The organism is Promicromonospora umidemergens (assembly GCF_024171995.1).
Taxonomy (GTDB): domain Bacteria; phylum Actinomycetota; class Actinomycetes; order Actinomycetales; family Cellulomonadaceae; genus Promicromonospora; species Promicromonospora umidemergens.
Genome location: NZ_JAMTCT010000021.1, coordinates 21841 through 37969 on the forward strand (window position 1 = coordinate 21841; position 16129 = coordinate 37969).

General features: G+C 70.8%; 16 protein-coding genes. 4 read left to right on the top strand and 12 right to left on the bottom strand.

All coding sequences use genetic code 11. The features are described from left to right. Nucleotides 1–8: 8 nt before the first annotated feature. On the bottom strand, nt 9–1784 hold the full coding sequence (locus tag APR04_RS24280; protein WP_253875406.1) for a cytochrome c biogenesis protein CcdA: 1776 nt from the start codon (nt 1782–1784) through the stop codon (nt 9–11). Nucleotides 1785–1968: 184 nt separating this feature from the next. Here APR04_RS24280 and APR04_RS24285 point away from each other — a divergent pair, with 184 nt between their 5' ends. Beyond that, entirely contained in the window at nt 1969–2649 is a 681-nt protein-coding gene (locus APR04_RS24285) for a fasciclin domain-containing protein (protein ID WP_253875408.1), read from the top strand. A 198-nt stretch (nt 2650–2847) separates the two neighbouring features. Here APR04_RS24285 and APR04_RS24290 read toward each other — a convergent pair whose 3' ends face one another. From APR04_RS24290 to APR04_RS24330, 9 genes are all read right to left on the bottom strand, one after another. Then, complete coding sequence (locus APR04_RS24290; protein ID WP_253875411.1) at nt 2848–3699, bottom strand: anti-sigma factor domain-containing protein; 852 nt, start codon at nt 3697–3699, stop codon at nt 2848–2850. After that, the gene (sigK, locus tag APR04_RS24295; protein ID WP_253875412.1) at nt 3692–4273 is read right to left on the bottom strand and encodes an ECF RNA polymerase sigma factor SigK; all 582 of its coding nucleotides are present in this window, start codon (nt 4271–4273) and stop codon (nt 3692–3694) included. The genes APR04_RS24290 and sigK overlap by 8 nt, the downstream gene beginning before the upstream one ends. An 84-nt stretch (nt 4274–4357) precedes the next feature. Next, complete coding sequence (gene manD, locus APR04_RS24300; protein WP_253875415.1) at nt 4358–5572, bottom strand: D-mannonate dehydratase ManD; 1215 nt, start codon at nt 5570–5572, stop codon at nt 4358–4360. A gap of 54 nt (nt 5573–5626) precedes the next feature. Then, nucleotides 5627–6517 carry a carbohydrate ABC transporter permease gene (locus APR04_RS24305; protein ID WP_253875418.1) on the bottom strand — a complete coding sequence of 297 codons (891 nt, stop codon included), beginning with the start codon at nt 6515–6517 and terminating at the stop codon, nt 5627–5629. Continuing rightward, entirely contained in the window at nt 6514–7476 is a 963-nt protein-coding gene (locus APR04_RS24310) for a carbohydrate ABC transporter permease (RefSeq protein WP_253875420.1), read from the bottom strand. The genes APR04_RS24305 and APR04_RS24310 overlap by 4 nt, the downstream gene beginning before the upstream one ends. After that, the gene (locus APR04_RS24315; RefSeq protein ID WP_253875423.1) at nt 7476–8789 is read right to left on the bottom strand and encodes an ABC transporter substrate-binding protein; all 1314 of its coding nucleotides are present in this window, start codon (nt 8787–8789) and stop codon (nt 7476–7478) included. The genes APR04_RS24310 and APR04_RS24315 overlap by 1 nt, the downstream gene beginning before the upstream one ends. 121 nt (nt 8790–8910) lie before the next feature. Continuing rightward, nucleotides 8911–9687 (bottom strand): FadR/GntR family transcriptional regulator, encoded by a 777-nt coding sequence (locus tag APR04_RS24320; RefSeq protein ID WP_253875426.1) that lies wholly within the window; start codon nt 9685–9687, stop codon nt 8911–8913. A gap of 69 nt (nt 9688–9756) precedes the next feature. Next, nucleotides 9757–10626 (bottom strand): endo alpha-1,4 polygalactosaminidase, encoded by an 870-nt coding sequence (locus tag APR04_RS24325; protein WP_253875429.1) that lies wholly within the window; start codon nt 10624–10626, stop codon nt 9757–9759. Between the two features lie 88 nt (nt 10627–10714). Then, the gene (locus APR04_RS24330; protein ID WP_253875431.1) at nt 10715–11368 is read right to left on the bottom strand and encodes an NAD(P)H-binding protein; all 654 of its coding nucleotides are present in this window, start codon (nt 11366–11368) and stop codon (nt 10715–10717) included. A gap of 600 nt (nt 11369–11968) precedes the next feature. Between APR04_RS24330 and APR04_RS24335 the strand changes: the two genes are divergently transcribed. Next, a complete protein-coding gene (locus tag APR04_RS24335; protein ID WP_253875445.1) occupies nt 11969–13054 on the top strand; it encodes a phosphotransferase family protein in 1086 nt (361 codons plus the stop codon). A 38-nt stretch (nt 13055–13092) separates the two neighbouring features. Here APR04_RS24335 and APR04_RS24340 read toward each other — a convergent pair whose 3' ends face one another. Beyond that, entirely contained in the window at nt 13093–14217 is a 1125-nt protein-coding gene (locus tag APR04_RS24340; protein WP_253875448.1) for a TDT family transporter, read from the bottom strand. A gap of 86 nt (nt 14218–14303) precedes the next feature. Here APR04_RS24340 and APR04_RS24345 point away from each other — a divergent pair, with 86 nt between their 5' ends. Beyond that, nucleotides 14304–15194, top strand: coding sequence for a LysR family transcriptional regulator (locus APR04_RS24345; protein ID WP_253875450.1), 891 nt, complete (start codon nt 14304–14306; stop codon nt 15192–15194). 33 nt (nt 15195–15227) lie between these two features. On the opposite strand, the gene APR04_RS24350 is transcribed toward APR04_RS24345, so the two are convergent. Next, nucleotides 15228–15599 (bottom strand): winged helix-turn-helix transcriptional regulator, encoded by a 372-nt coding sequence (locus APR04_RS24350; protein ID WP_253875451.1) that lies wholly within the window; start codon nt 15597–15599, stop codon nt 15228–15230. An 82-nt stretch (nt 15600–15681) separates the two neighbouring features. Here APR04_RS24350 and APR04_RS24355 point away from each other — a divergent pair, with 82 nt between their 5' ends. Then, on the top strand, nt 15682–16092 hold the full coding sequence (locus APR04_RS24355) for a RidA family protein (protein ID WP_253875463.1): 411 nt from the start codon (nt 15682–15684) through the stop codon (nt 16090–16092). Nucleotides 16093–16129 lie beyond the last annotated feature (37 nt).

Here is a 16129-nt window from a genome sequence, read left to right on the forward strand (position 1 = left end):
CCTCGGTGTCAGCCGAACGTCATGGTGTAGACCTGCACGCCCTCTGGAACCTCGAGCTCCACGAGTCCCTCGGTCGGTTCGTCGCCCTCGAGGAGGGGGTAGAGCCGCGGGTTGCCCGTGACGTCGATGCTCCTGGTGGTCGGCTCTCCGTCGGTGGTCACCGTCGCTTCGACGGTCCCCTCACCACCGAGGACCACGAAGACGTCCGCCGACTGGTACGCGAGGCGCACCCGTGCGTCGTCGGACAGCGCCCGCGCGCCCTGGAAGTCGATCTCCCAGGTCCCGCCGAGCGAGAACGTGTCCTGCTGCTGCTCGTCCTCGAGGACGAAATCCTTGCGGCCGGCCGCGTACTCCGGTTCGCCCCCGTAGTTGATGACGCGCTTGATGGAGAAGTACGTCTCCGGCGTGATCGCGTCGTTCGGCGTCGTGTCCTGCACGGTGGTCGGTTCAGGCAGGTCCACCCCGGGGTCGGCGTCGGTGAGGAGCTCCCGGATGAGCTTCTCGGTCTCCTCGTAGCCACCCTCACCCAGGCGGATGTGCCGGACGGTGCCCTCGGCGTCGATCAGGTACTGCGCGGGCCAGTACCGGTTCCGGTACGCCGTCCACGTGGCGTAGGAGTTGTCCTGCGCGATCGGGTAGGTCACGTCGAGGTTCTCGGCGCCGGCGATGACGTTGCGCGTCTCGCGCTCGAAGGCGAACTCAGGCGTGTGCACGCCGATCACCTCGAACCCCTCGCCGACGTCGCCGTACCGGTCGTACCAGGCGTTGACGTGCGGGATCGCACGCTGGCAGTTGATGCACGAGTAGGTCCAGAAGTCGACGAGGACCACCTCGCCGCGCAGCGCCTCGAGCGTCAGCGCCTCACCCTGTGGTGTGTTGAGCCAGGTCTCGATGCCGCGGATCTCCGGCGCCGTGCCACAGTCCTCGAGCACGGGCGCACCGTTGGAGCAGTTGGACAGCTCACGGTTCTCGTCGGTGACGAGGCCGCCGAGGTCGAGCGCCTCGCGCACCACCTCCGAGGAGTCGACACGCTCCTGGAGCGCACCGGTGTAGTCGGGGAGCTGCCGCTGGATCGCGGCGGGAAGGTTGAACGCGAGGGCGATGGCCAGCAGGATGACGATCACGCCGCCACCGGTGCGGATGGCCTTCGTGTGGCGCTGGAAGGCCTGGACCCGCTCGGCGATGCGCCGTCCGGCCAGGGCGAACAGCAGGAGCGGCAGGGCGGCGCCGACGGCGAACGACACCGTCAGCGCGACCGTCCCCGAACCGATGTTGCCCGTGGCGCCCGCGACCGTGATCGCGGCGAGGACAGGTCCGGCGCACGGCACGTAGAGCACACCGAGGCCAAGACCGAGGACGAAGGCGCCGCGGTCCTGCCGCGCCGCGCCGCGCTTCGCCCCGAAGGCGGCGATGCGCTGGAAGGGCCGTTCAAGGATGGTCTCGAACCGGGGCACGATCATGCCGATGCCCAGCAGCACGAGGAGCGTGATGCCCGCCCAGCGCAGCAGGTCCTGTGGCAGGCCCAGGAGGGTGAGCAGCAGGGAGCCGAGCAGCGTGAAGACGCTGAAGCTGAGAACCAGCCCCACGATGACGATGTAGGGGCGGAGCGAGCGCCGGGTGCGCACCGCGGTCGCCGTACCACCGGTGCCCGAGCCTGCGGAGCCCGGCGTCCGGGCGCCCTGCACACCGCCCGCGAAGAAGATCACCGGCAGCATCGGCAGGATGCACGGCGATATCCCGGTGATGAGGCCTCCCAGGAGGCCGATGACGATGAGGGTTCCCATGTGAAGAGTTCGGCACACGGGCCGTCTCGGATGGGTACGGCGGCCGTCCGTGGCGGGTACGGCAGGCGATCCGGGCGGTCGGAAAACTCGTGCCGTCCGACCCCCATCCGGGCAGCGGTCGGCTCCGAACCACGGTCAAGACGGCCCGTAAGACGCGGGGCGACGACATACCGAGGAGAGACCGATGAACGTTCGAACCCGCAAGTCCTACGCAGCCGCCGGCATCGCCGCCCTGACCGTGTTCGGCCTCGCTGCCTGCAGCTCGGGGGACGAGCCGACTGGTGCGAGCGAGACCGCGGCGACCGAGGAAGCCCCGGCGCCCGAGGAGGAGCCGTCGGATGAGATGTCCGAGGACATGGCTATGGACCCGGCCGCGAACCTGGTCGGCCCCGGCTGCGCGGCCTACGCCGAGCAGGTGCCGGACGGCCCCGGCTCGGTCACCGGAATGTCCACCGACCCGGTGGCGGTCGCGGCGTCCAACAACCCGCTGCTCACGACGCTGGTCTCGGCCGTGAGCGGCGAGGTCAACCCCGACGTCAACCTCGTCGACACGCTGAACGGTGACGAGTTCACCGTGTTCGCCCCGGTGGACGACGCCTTCAAGGCGATCGACGCCGAGACGATGGAGACGCTGTCCACGGACGCCGACATGCTGACCGAGATCCTCACCTACCACGTGGTGCCCGGCCAGCTCACCCCCGACCAGGTCATGGGCGAGCAGACCACGGTCCAGGGCGAGACCCTCGAGGTCACCGGCAGCGGTGACGAGCTCATGGTGAACGACGCGAACATCATCTGTGGTGGCGTGATGACCCAGAACGCGACCGTCTACCTCGTCGACTCGGTCCTCATGCCCAAGATGTGACCGTGCCGCACCCCGGCGTCATCAGCCGGCGCTGGACCTCAACGGCCCGTCCCGACCTCTCCGGTCGGGACGGGCCGTTGGTCATGGGTCCTGCCGGGCACGATGACCGGTCGCGAACCTGACCTGAGGTACCGATCCGGAGTGAATTCAGAGTGGATTCGGTACCTCAGGTCAGGTTCAGCCGGAGCGTGGGCGAGGTCAGGCGCCCAGGACGACTATCGGGTCGGTGGTCGGCTGCTCCGAGCCGGACTCCGGCTCGACCGACACGGCCATGCCGACGCCGTCGACGCCCTGGACCAGCGAGGACGTCTCGCCGTCCCGGAGCGACAGGACGCCGGCAGAGGAGACGCTGCCGTCTGCCGCCACGACCCAGAGCTGGTAGGCCTTGCCGTCGGCGGGCTCGGGCAGGTCATCGGCGCGGAAGAGCATGTCGCCGTCGGCGACCAGCACCGACGCCGCGCCACCGCCCTCGACCGAGCCGCGCAGGATGGACGCGTCGGGGTCGACGAGCATCTCGGACACGATCTCGCTCTGCTCACGCAGCTGGTCGCGCTCGGCCGACACCTGCACGGCTATCGTCGTCGGGACGGCGATAGCGGCTGCTGCCGCCACCGCGGTGGCCGCGACACCCCAGCGGCGCGCTCGACGACGGGCCGAGAGGTCGACGACGTCGGCGTGGCCCGCCGTCGGACCGGGATCCGAGGGCGCCGCCGTGCCTGACCCGTCGTCGCCGGCCGCGGGCACGGTTGTCGGGACGGCTGCCGGCCGTGCGGCAGCCGGGACGCTCGGGGCGGCGACCTGCGGCGTGCGCTGCACGCGGTCAAGGACGCTCGCGCGCAGGTGGGCCGGGGGCGCGGTCTCGACGGCGAACGCCGCGACGACGTCGCGGTACTCGTCGACCGCCCTGCGCGCGTCGGCGTCGGACTCGAGGAGGTGGTCGACAGCGCGTCGATCCGCGTCGTCGAGAGCGTCCAGCGCGTACCCGGGCAGCAGGTCCCACACGTCGGCGCGCCCGTCGCGCTGTTCACTGTCGTTCGTGGTGTCAGCCATGACGCACCCCCAGGCACTCGCGAAGCCGGTTGAGCCCGTCGCGGATCCTACTCTTGACGGTCGGGAGCGCGGCGCCGAGCTGCTCGGCGACCTCGCGGTAGGTCAGGCCGCCGTAGTACGCGATGACCACCGACTCACGCTGGGTCGGGGTGAGCCCTTCGATGCAGCGCCGCACGGCTGAGCCCTCGAGGCTCCGCTCGACGTCCTCGACGACGACGTCGCGTGTCGCCTCGCCCGTGCGCAGGTCGGTGTCCCGCTGGTCACGGTCCCGACGAGACTGTTCGGAGCGCACGCGGTCGACCGCACGCCGGCGCGCGAGCGTCGCGACCCAGGTTCGGGCGGAACCGCGCGTCGCGTCGAATCGTGCTGCTGTCTGCCACACCTCCACCATCACCTCCTGAGTCACTTCTGCCGCATGGTCGGGGTCGCGCAGCACACCGAGGGCAGCGCCGTAAGCCACCGGCCCCAGCGCGTCGTAGACAGGCGTGAACGACGACGGGTCGGCCCCCGCGCACGCCGTGAGGAGTGCGTCGACAGCGTCGCGCGACGAGGTTCGGACGGGTGGTGAGGCCACCGCCCCAGTCTGCCCCACGAAAACCTCCGATCATGTCTGCACACGTGGTTCGGCGCCGGAGCGATCCCGGATGGGTGACAGTTGTCACCAGTCGTGGACGGAGCCGTCCTGGAGGCGGTTGACCGGCAGGTAGCCCGGCTCGTACGGGTGCGCGGCAGCGAGCTCGTCGTCCAGCTCGACGCCGATGCCCGGCGCCTCGCCCGGGTGCAGGTAGCCGTCGTCGAACGTGTATGCGTGGCGGAAGACCTCGTTGGTGAGGTCGGTGTGCCCCGAGTACTCCTGGATGCCGAAGTTGTGGACCGCCAGGTCGAGGTGCAGCGCCGCGGCCATACCGACCGGCGAGATGTCCTCCGGCCCGTGGATGGCGCTCTTGATACCGCGCTGGCCCGCGTAGTCGAACAGCTTCTTCATGGGGCTGACGCCGCCGAAATGGGTGACGGCGGACCGCACGTAGTCGATGAGCCGGTCGTCGATCAGTGTCTGGTAGTCGAACACGGTGTTGAACACCTCACCGATCGCCAGCGGCGTCGTCGTGTGCTGTCGCACCAGGCGCAGCGCCTCCTGGTCCTCGGCGGGCGTGCAGTCCTCCAGCCAGAACAGGTCGTACGGCTCCAGGTCCTTGCCGAGCCGGGCCGCCTCGATCGGGGACAGCCGGTGGTGCGCGTCGTGGAGCAGCGGCAGGTCCGGACCGAACTCGTTGCGCACCGCCTCGAACACCCGCGGGATGTACCGCAGGTAGGCGGCGGTGTCCCAGTCCTCCACGACGGGCCGGGCGAGCACGTCGGGCGCGGACCCGTCGACCGACGTCGTCGTGTGGACGCCGTAGACCGACTTGAGGCCCGGGACCCCGCTCTGGATGCGGATGGCCTGGTAGCCGCGCTCCTGCAGCGCCCGCACGGAGTCGAAGATCTCGGGCAGGCTGGAGCCGTTGGCGTGGCCGTAGGCCCGGATCCGGTCCCGGCTGGCGCCGCCGAGCAGCTGGTACAGCGGCAGGCCCGCGACCTTCGCCTTGATGTCCCACAGGGCGACGTCGACCGCCGCGATGGCCGCCATGGTCACCGGGCCGCGCCGCCAGTAGGCGCCCCGGTACAGGTACTGCCAGGCGTCCTCGATCCGGTGCGGGTCGCGCCCGATCAGCAGCGGGGCCACGTGGTCCCGCAGGTAGCTGACGACGGCGAGCTCGCGGCCGTTGAGGGTGGCGTCGCCGAGCCCGGTCACACCGTCGTCGGTGGTGACCTGGAGCGTGACGAAGTTACGGCCGGGCGAGGTGACGACGACCTTCGCGTCGACGATCTTCATGCGGAGACCTTCTGTCGGTGGTGCGGGAAAGGAGGAGGTGGGCGAAGACCCGGGTCAGCCCTTGGTGGCGCCGGCGGTGAGGCCCGCCACGAGGTAGCGCTGCCCGAAGACGGCGGCGAGGAGCACCGGCACGGTCATGAGGGTCGCGGCTGCCATCAGCCCGCCCCAGTCCGTGCTCGCGTAGGACATGAAGTTGAACAGCAGCACCGGCATGGTCATGGTCCGCTCGTCCGCGAGGATCAGGGCGAAGATGAAGTTGTTCCAGCTGAAGATGAACGCCAGCACCGCGGCGGACGCCGTGCCCGGCGCCGCGAGCGGCAGGGCGATCCGCAGGAACGCCCCGAAGGCGGAGAGCCCGTCGGTCCGTGCGGCGTCCTCGAGCTCGACCGGCAGGCCCTCGAAGAACCCGATCATGATCCACAGGATCAGCGGTACGGAGACGAACATGTGGCTCAGGATCAGCACCAGGTGGCTGCCGACCAGGCCGAGCTGCGCGAACATGTAGTACCAGGGCACCAGCAGCGAGATGGCCGGGACGATACGGGCCACGAGCACGACGGAGCCGGTGCGGCGCATCCGGAACCGGCCGACCGCCCAGGCGGCGGGCACGGCGATGACCACGCTCAGCGCCGTCGAGACGACGCCGATGATCAGCGAGTTGGCCAGCGACTGCACGAGCACGCCGTCGGCGAGGACGTTGCGGAAGTTGTCCCAGGTGGGAGTGAAGGCTAGGCCCACGGTGGGGTCGGTGACCTGGACGTTCGTCTTGAGGGCGGCCGCGATCATCCAGATGATCGGCAGTGAGATGACCGCGCACACGATGACGATCAGGACGGCGCGCAGGGCGCCGAACACCCGCTGGGGGCCGGACCTCCGTCGGGCGACGATGCGCTGCGGGACACGCGCTGGGGTGCCGCTCGGGGCGGGGGTGGTCACGGCGCTCACGAGGCGCTCCTCTCGGTCCGGCGCCGCAGCACCACCACTATCGCGACGATGAACAGCGTGAACAGGACCAGGACGGCCGAGGCGAGGCCGTACTCCTGGTAGTCGAAGGTGAGGCCGTAGGCGTAGACGTTCAGTGTCTCGGCCTCGAAGTCCGAGCCGCCGCCCGGCCCCTTGGTCGCGTAGATCAGGTCGAACGTCTTGAGCGCGTCGACGCCGCGGAGCACCAGGGCGGTGAGGATCGTGGTGCGCAGCATCGGCAGGATGATGTGGACGAACCGCTGCCACACGTTGGCGCCGTCGACCCGGGCCGCCTCCTCCGGTTCCTCGGGGAGCGTGGTGAGGCCGGCCAGCAGCAGCACCGTCATCATCGGCGTCCACTGCCAGACGTCGATCAGCATCAGGGTCGGCAGCGACTGCGAGACCGACCCGAGGAACTCCTGCGGCGGGATACCGACGAACCCGAGCAGGTGGTTCGCGATGCCGTTGGTGGGGTCGAGGATGAGCATCCAGAGGATGCCGATGGCGACCGGCGTAGCCAGCAGCGGGACCATGAGGATGGTGCGGACGATCTCCATGCCCCGGAACGCCTTGCGCAGGAGCATCGCGAGCGCCAGCCCGAGCACCGTCTCCAGGACGACGGCGCCGAGCGTGAAGGTGACGGTCCGTCCCACCGCGGGCCAGAACCGGCGGGTGTCCGTGAGCGCGTCGGCGAAGTTCTGCAGGCCCACGTAGGCGTTGCCTGCGTTCACGGCGCCGAACGCGTCGGTGAGGCTGAGGTTGATGGTGAACGCCAGGGGGAACACGATCATCAGCCCGACGAACCCGAGAGCCGGGGCCAGCAGGGCCCACTTGAGGCGGCGGTTCGCCTGCTCGAAGGTGACCAGGGGCTTCTCGCCCGCCGGAGGACGGCTTCTGGGTGCGGCGCCGACGGCGGCGCGTGGGGTGGTCGTCGTCGTCATCAGAACTCCCGCTGTCGGTTGTCACGGACGAGGAAGTCGTTGAACTCGGCGTCCGCGTCGGCAGCGACGGCCGGCACGTCCTCGCCGAGGATGCCCGACACGAGCGGGCGGCCGACGATGTCGCGGGCGCGGCCCACCTGCATGACGTCGGGGCGGTCGTGCCCGATGCCGTTGGCGGCGTTGACACGCATGGTCTCCGCGAGCTCCGCAGGGAAGGACGCCAGCGTCTCCGGGTCGTCCCAGACGGACTGCCTTGCGCCGGGGATGCCCTCGGACTGCAGCCGGGCGACCATCTGCGGGCTGGAGGCCCAGCGCAGGAACTCCCAGGAGTCGTCGCGCAGCAGCGAGAACTCGTTGATGGCCAGGCTCCAGGACGGGATGTTGTGCGGGACGGAGCCGGCCGGGCCGGCCGGGAACGGCGCGAACCCCACGGTGTCGGTCACGGTGGAGATCTTCTCGTCGAGGAAGTTGCTGTAGATCGCGTCCGCGTCGATGTACATCGCGGCCTTGCCCTGCGCGAAGATCGGCATGGCCTGCTCGAGGCTCATGTTCGTGACCCCGGGCGGGCCCGCCTCGTGCAGCAGACGGCCGTAGTACTGGTAGGCGGCGATCGCCTCGGGGGTGCCGATGCCCGACCTGCCGTCGTGCGTGAAGTCGCCGCCGAAGGAGTAGAGGAAGCTGGACCACTGCGAGACGGCGCCGTTGCGCTGTCCCCGGCCGACGTACCCGAAGAAGCCTTCGTCGCGCCGCTCGAGCTCGAGGGCGACGTCGAGCATGTCGTCGAGGGTCTGTGGCGCGCCACCGAAGTCCTCGAGCAGGTCCTTGCGGTAGTAGAGCGCCGGACGCTCGGTCACCACGGGCACGCTGACGGCCGCGCCGCCGACGGTCGACCGCTCCCGCGGGGCCTCCTGGAAGTCGGTCCAGCGGAAGCCGGTGTCACCCTCGACCCGGTCGGTGAGGTCGGCGATCCACCCGTTGCGGGCGAACATCAGCTGGTCCTGGAGCGGCCGGATCGTCATGACGTCGATGTCGGTGGCCGACGCGTTGAGCTTGACGTTGAAGCTCGACGTGAGCTGGTCGGCGGTGAGCATCCGCATGACGACCCTGCGGCCGATCCGCTCCTCGAACTCCGGGAGATAGCGTCCGATCGCCTGGGTCCAGACGTGGTTGATCGCGAGGACCCGTAGCGGAGCGCCGGGGTCGGCTGTCTGCGGCCCGCGCGAGCAGGCCGCCAGCACGGACGCGGCGGCGAGCACGCCGAACGACCGTCGGCTCAGCTCGCCGGCGCGCCGAGGGCTGATGGGCAGTGTCATGCGTACGTCACACCTCCGTGTGTGGCCAGGTTCGCAACTGGTCCAACTGGTAGGACCAGTTGGACGCTAACACGGTGGCGGGGGCGGGTCCAAAGTCATCCCTCGGCAGCCCAGTGGTGCGCTACCGCTCCAGCAGGGTCTCGATGTGCCGGGACGCCATCAGGTCGAGGCCGACGTCGAGGTCCGCGCCATAGGTGCGCAGGCCGAGCGCGAGGTGCTCGCGCATGCGCTCCCTGGCGAGCTCGACGTCGCGCGCCTGGATGGCCTCGACGATCTCGGGGTGGTGCGGCACCCCCGGCTCCCCGATCCGCGGGTCCGAGTTCGAGCGCAGCATCATCTCGAACATCATGCCGCCGATCGACGACAGCATGGTCCGCAGCACCGGGTTGCCGCAGGCGGCCGCGATGGTGTCGTGGAACCGGAGGTCCTCACGCGCCTTGTCGACCACGTCGCCCGCCGACTCGACCCGGTCGAGCGCCCGGACTATCGCCTCGACCTGTTCGTCGGAGGCCCGTTCCGTGGCCAGACCGGCGATCTCCACCTCCAGCGGGATGCGCGCCTCGATGAGCTGCCGGACGGTCGGCCGCTCGGTGCGGTAGAGCGCGTCGTACCCCCTGGCGTGCGCGGAGGACTGCTCGGTCACGAACGATCCACGTCCCGGCGCCACCTCGATGAGGTCGGTCGCCTCCAGCCGGCGCAGCACCTCCCGGATCACGTTCCGGCTCGCGCCGAACTGCACGGCAAGCTCACGCTCCGAGGGCAGCTTGGTGCCCACCGCCCACTCGCCCGTGCGGATCTGCTGCTCCAGCTGCCGCGCGATGTGCTCGGTGAGCAGGCCCCTTCGCCCGGTCGTGCCCGTGTCACGTGGGTCCGACGGCGGCGCGAGGGGGGAAGTCATGCGTCGAGGATAAGCACCGACGAGGCCCACACCGCCCTGGCGCCTCCCGGCGAGGTCACCCCACCGACGCTACGCGCACTGCTCGTAGGCGTGCTCCGCGTCGTCAGGTCCCACCAGGTCCCGGTCACGCAGGATCGTCAGCGGCGCGCGGTCCGGGTCCGCGCAGACGACGTCGAAGCTCTCCGGCAGGTTGTCGGTGTACTCGATCTGGAGCACGTGCTCCCCGTAGACCCCCGTGTAGGCGGCGCACTCGCCGTAGGCCGCGCACTCCTCGGTGACCGCGAAGTCGAACCCGAGCCCCCGCGCCGTCGACGTGACCTCGGCCGCGTTCTTCTGCCCGATGGCGAGACCCGACGCGTGCGCGAGGTCGATGTAGGCGCTCGCGAGCGCCAGCGCGTCGTCCTGCTCGATCAGGCCGGTGCCCGGGGCGGTGAACCGGGTCCAGGTGTCGAGGTTGTCGATCTCGACCGCGTCGAAGCCCGCGCCCGCGCACCCGGTGACGACCGGACCCAGCACGTCGAGGATGCGGTCGCGCTTCGCCTGGGTGGACGGGTCCGCCACGTACTCGTCCGGCCACTCCGGGTCGATGACGAGGTTCCCCGCCGCGTCGTGCAGCAGCAGGTCCTCGTTGTCGCCGAGCCAGAGGTCCGCCTCGCCCGGCTGGGTCTGGAACCCGTTGACGTAGCAGATGTTGTAGGCCCCGGCGGCCGGGGCTGCGGTCGCGTCCCGTACCACGACGTCGAGCCCGCCGGCGAGCTCGTAGGCGGCGCCGAGCTGGCAGTCGAGCTGCCCGCTGACAGGCGGGAGCGTCACGTCGGCGACGTCCACCGACGCCGCGTCCTGGTCTGCGCCATGCTCCGCCTCCGACCCGGCGCTCGGGCCGCCCTGGCAGGCGGTCAGCATGAGAGCGACGAGTGCGGTGACGATCAGCTGAGGCATCTGCCGATCGTAGGTGGAACATCGTGGAGGCGACGCGCGTCGCCGACAGCCGCTCGGTCGGAGTGAGCGCTCCCGCCCGGCCGACTGATCAGGCCTGCGTGACGGCGACTGCCTGCGCGATCGGCGTCCGGCCGTTGCCGAACGGGATGGTGCGCCCCACGGTGCTGTCGTCGGCAAGGACAGCGGCGGCCACCGCCGCGACGTCGGCCCGCGAGACCCGGCCGTCGCCGGGGTTGACGACCTCGATCAGTCCGGTCGGGTCGTCCATCGTGAGCGGTCCGGGCTGCAGGATCGTGTAGTCGAGGGCCGAGGCACGCAGGTGCTCGTCGGCAGCGGCCTTCGCCTCCGCGTAGGCGAAGAACGAGTTGTCCTCCGGCACCCCGTGGTCGGGCTGGGCGCCGAGGTACGACACCATGACGTAGCGCGCCACGCCCGCTGTCCGCGCGGCCTCCATCGAGCGGATCGCGGCGTCGCGGTCGACGGCGTAGGTCCGCTCCGGGCTCCCGCCTCCGGCGCCGGCCGACCAGACCACCGCGTCCTGGCCCTCCACGACCGTGGCGAGCCCGTCGGTGTCGAGGTGCTCGACGTCGGCGATCAGCGGGATCGCCCCCGTGGCCGCTACCTCGTCCTGGTGGTCCGGATTGCGGATGACGCTCGTGACGACGTCACCTCGCTCGACGAGCAGAGGGGCGAGCCGGAGCGCGATCTTGCCGTGGCCACCGATGATCAGAACACGGGACATGGTGCTTCCTTCCGTCGGGTTCGGCTCCAGGCTATGCCGGGTTGGCGTGTCGGTCGGCTCGGGTCGGGTCGGGTCGACTCGGGTCGGTGTCGAGCCGCACGTTGCGAGTCCGCCGGTGCTCAGGACCGGCGCCGAACCGCAAGTTAGTCACTGTGGGGCCGCCGAACCGCAAGATCAACGTCGCGGCAGACGCCGAACCGCAAGATGAACGTCGCGGCAGACGCCGAGCCGCAAGATGAACGTCGCGGGAGGCGCCGAGCCGCAACCTTCGTGTCAATGCGGAGGCCGGTGGACGTGTTCGCTTCGGTTCGGCACGCCGGACCACGTTCAACCTGCGGCTCGGCACCGAAGATCGGTCCGATCAACTCGGAACTTGCGGCTCGGCACGCCGGGCTGTCGTCGAGCGCTCGGAGCCAGGCGTACCGCGCCATGTCGATCCCGAGAGGTCGCAGCACCTCGTCCGTGTGCTGGCGCAGCACGGGCCGGAGCGGGGGCCAGGCTCTCGACATCCGCATCAAGAACGGAATTTCATTGTTCTCGCGGTCGTGGTCGGATGTCCTTCGTCCGAGACTCCACAGCACCGTTGCCGTGAGGAACCTGATGACCGAGCGTGTCCTGCCCGACGCCGACACGGTCGAGGCCGCACTGGCCTCGTACGACGGCCCCTGGGGCGCCGGCGCGCGGGTGCTCTCCGTGCGGGACCTGTCGACCGGTCTCGGCCAGGCGGCGGTCCTCCGGGCGAGCGTAGCGCCGCCGCACGCCTCCGCCTCCCCGTGGATCGTCAAGATCCTCGGCTGGGGTCGCCAGACGCTGCTGGACTCGTGCGACCGCCTGCTGGACCGCCGTGAGGCGCACTTCTACGCCAGTGGCATCTCCGACCTGCTCCCAAGCGGGCTGACGACGCCACCGGCCGCGACGGTGTTCAGGCACCACGACCTCACCTGGCTCGTCATGCGCGACATCGGCGCCGTCCTGCAGCAGAGCTGGACGCCCGGCTCCGCAACGACCGCCGCCCGGCGCACCGCGCTGCTGTACGTCCCGGGATCCGTGCGGCCCGGCCTGCTCGACGCTCCCTGGCTGGAGCTGGCGGGCTACGCCGCCTATGCCCATCACGTTCCGGCAGGCCACGGCAACCTCGATGCGCTGGCCGACGACGCGCGGCTCCGGGCGCTGTTCAGCCCCGAGCAGGTGCACAGCCTGCACGCCTGCCTGGACGCGGCCGAGGACCTGGGCGCACGTGCCGCGGAGCTGCCCATGACGCTGGTGCACGGTGACCTCACGCCCCGCAACGCCGGCCTGGACCCGTACGGTGCCCTCGCCCTCATCGACTGGGAGCACGTCGGCGTCGGCCCGGTGGGCTTCGACCTGGGCACCTTCGTGTCGCTCTACCGCGCCTTCGGCGGCAACGGTGAGCTGGACGAGCCCGCCCTGCTGGAGGCCTACGGCCGGGCGGTCAGGGACCTTGCCGGTACCGACCTCGGCCCCGCCGCGGCCCTCGGGTTCGCCACCGCGCACCTGACCTGGGGCCTGCACCTCCGCCTGGGCCCCGGCCTGACGGCGGTGCGCCAGGGCCTCAACCGTGATGCCCCGGCGAAGCTCGCCGCGCACCTCGACGACATCCGGTCGGGCTGCCTCCGTGCCCTGTCCTGGGCTCCCGCGGCCGGGGTCGACGCCCTGCACCGCTGACCGCGGCCACCCGGCCGAGCAGCGGTCCGCACGGACCCTCAACCCACGGTGGTCATGGCGCGCGCTGCGCCGAGCGCCTCGGCCGGCTCCGGCACCGCCGTCAGCACGGCCCGCCGACCCCCGAGGCTGTCCCAGGCGGTCCGGACGGCGACGGTCACCCACGCCGCCACCAGACCCACGAAGAGCAGCACGGACAGCACCACCAGCGCCGTCAGCCCAGTGTGGACGGCCAGCCCTGCGGTCGCGGTGACACAGGTGCCGACGGGGAAGGTGAACGACCACCAGGTCAACGAGAACGGCAGTCCCCGGACGGCGGCGCGTACCGTGATCGCGGTGGCGATGGCGGCCCACATCAGGGCGAAGCCCAGCACCGAGACCCCGAAGACGATGGCGAAGTACATCAGCCCGCGTTCGAAGCTCGCCCCGAACGTACCGGCGGCGTTGGCCGCCAGCAGGTTCGCGGCGGTGACCGACTGGCCGAGCGGGCCGAGCGTTATCCACAGGGTGGGGACCATCCTGCTCGCGCCCACCTGATGGTGCATCAGGCGGCTCCAGAGCTGGGGAATGATCACCAGCGACGCGATCAGGCTCAGCCCGAACATCGCGTAGCACGCCAGGAGCATCGTCTCGCGTGCCTCCCCCGGTGGGAGGTACGGCAGCAGGAGCGCCCCCGTGGCGGCGGACACCATGGGCGGCACGACCGGCATGAGCCATCCGGAGAACGCGGCGTCGGCCGGGTTCTGGTGGCGTGTGAACGCGAGGTACGGCACCGCGACCGCGCTGACCAGCCCGCCGATGGTCCCGGCGGACCAGAGCACCGTGTCGATCACGACGGCGGCCTCGAGCCCCACCACGTCGCGCCCGACGAGGAGCGTCCCGGCGCCCACCGTGAGCAGCGCCATCGGCGGCGCGCCGTAGAAGTGCGCCATCACCGGGTCGGAGTGATGTGCGCGCGCGGCCACGGGGTGCCGCACCCAGTGCAGCAGCGTGGCGACAAGGAAGAAGACGAGCATCGCCGACGCGAGCAGCCAGACTCCGAGCGCGCCCTGGCGCAGGCCCGGGAACTGCACCGGCAGCGTCACGGCGGAGGTGGCGACGATCCCCGTACCCATCACGGAGGCGAACCAGTTCGGGGTCACGTGGGCGATGCTGAAGCGGGCCATACGCCTCAGTCTCCCCACGGTCCTGCTCGCCCGGTATCCTCAATCTCATTGTGGAACCACAACCTCACGTTGTAGCTGGGAGCGGGGTGGACCTACCGTCGCTCCGGCTCCTCTCGGCGATCGCGGAGGTCGGGTCGATCACCGCAGCCAGCCGGACGCTCGGGATCACCCAGCAGGCGGCCTCGACCCGGATGCGCCGGCTCGAGCGGCAGCTGGGGGTCACACTCCTGGTCCGCGGGCCACGCGGCAGCTCGCTCACGCTCGACGGCACCATGGCGGCGCAGTGGGCCGCCGAGACCGTGGAGGCCGCCGACCGGTTCGACGCCGGCGTCGCCGCACTGCGCGTGGCAGAGCACGCCAAGCCCCTGGCCATCGCCGCGAGCCTCACGGTCGCCGAGTACCTGCTCCCCCGCTGGCTCATGACGCTCCGAGGACGGGACCACGCCGAGCACGCCGTCTCCGTGACCGCCACGAACAGCACGCACGCCATCGAGCTGGTCACCGACCGCAGCCACCAGCTCGGCTTCGTCGAGACGCCGACGGAGATTCCCGGCCTCCTCACCACCACGGTCGCCAAGGACGAGCTGGTCGTCGTCGTCGCACCACAGCACCCCTGGGCCCGACGCCGCGGCGTGAGCGCCGCCGAGCTCGCGCGCACGCCGCTCGTCACACGCGAGAAGGGCTCCGGCACCCGGCTCAGCGCGGAGCAGATCCTGGCCGACGCCGGGCACGAGATCCCGGACCCGCTGGCCGAGCTGCCGACGACCGCCGCCGTCCGCACGGCCGTCGCCTCCGGTGCGGCACCGGCCGTGCTCAGCATCCTGGCGGTCCGGGACGACCTGACGGCAGGGCGGCTGGTCCGCGTCCCCGTCAAGGGGCTGCGCTTCGTCCGCGAGCTGCGCGCCATCCGCTCGCCGGGTGGGGCACCGCTGCCACAGCTGGAATCGCTGCTGTCCATCGCGGCCCGGAACGGCTGAGCCGACGGCGCCGAGCCGACGGCGCCGGGCCGCTCAGCCCTCGTCGTCGAACCGCGCGCGTGCGCGCTCGACGTCGGACATGTGCTCGGTGCTCCAGTGGAACAGCGCGTCGATGAGTTCCTGGATCGACCGGCCGAGCGAGGCGATGCGGTACTCGACGGCGACCGGACGTGAGCTCACCACGACGCGGTCGACCATCCCGTTGCGCTCGAGGCGCCGCAGTGTCGCCGTCAGCGACTTCTGCGTCACCACGGGGATCGACCGGCGCAGCTCGTTGAACCGCAGGGGCTGCTCGCACAGCTCGTCGAGCACCTGCAGCGACCACTTGTCGAGGACCTGGTCGAGCAGCTCTCGATGGTGGACGGAGATCTGGATGCGCTCGGCAGGTTCGGTGGTATCCGGCATGAAACCTAGTCTCGTTGAAGTTCCCTTCGGACACCAGGTACACATGGGATACCTGCTTGACCCGCCAGCGAAGGGACCTCCCATGACCGTGCAGCTGCTCACCCCCGAAGGCATGTTCCAGCCAGTTCCCTACCACCACGTCTCGATCGGCACCGGCAGCCGCCATGTGCACGTGGCGGGCCAGATCGCCCGCGACGCCGAGGCGAACCACATCGCGACGGACGACCTCGCCGGCCAGGTGGCGCAGGTGCTGCGCAACACGGCCCGCGGGCTCGCGGCAGCCGGAGCGACCTTCTCCGACGTCGTGCGCCTCCGGTTCTTCGTCACCCGCTGGAGCCCCGAGAAGATCGACGACTTCATGGCGGGCATCGCGAGCGTGACCGAGGAGCTGGCGCTCCCACAGCCGTTGCCGCCACTCTCCGCCATCGGCGTCGACTACCTGTTCGAGCCCGACGTGCTGGTCGAGGTCGAGGCCTACGCGATCCTCGACTGACCCTCTTGGCCGTGGGCGTGATCGTCGCGGCTCGAGG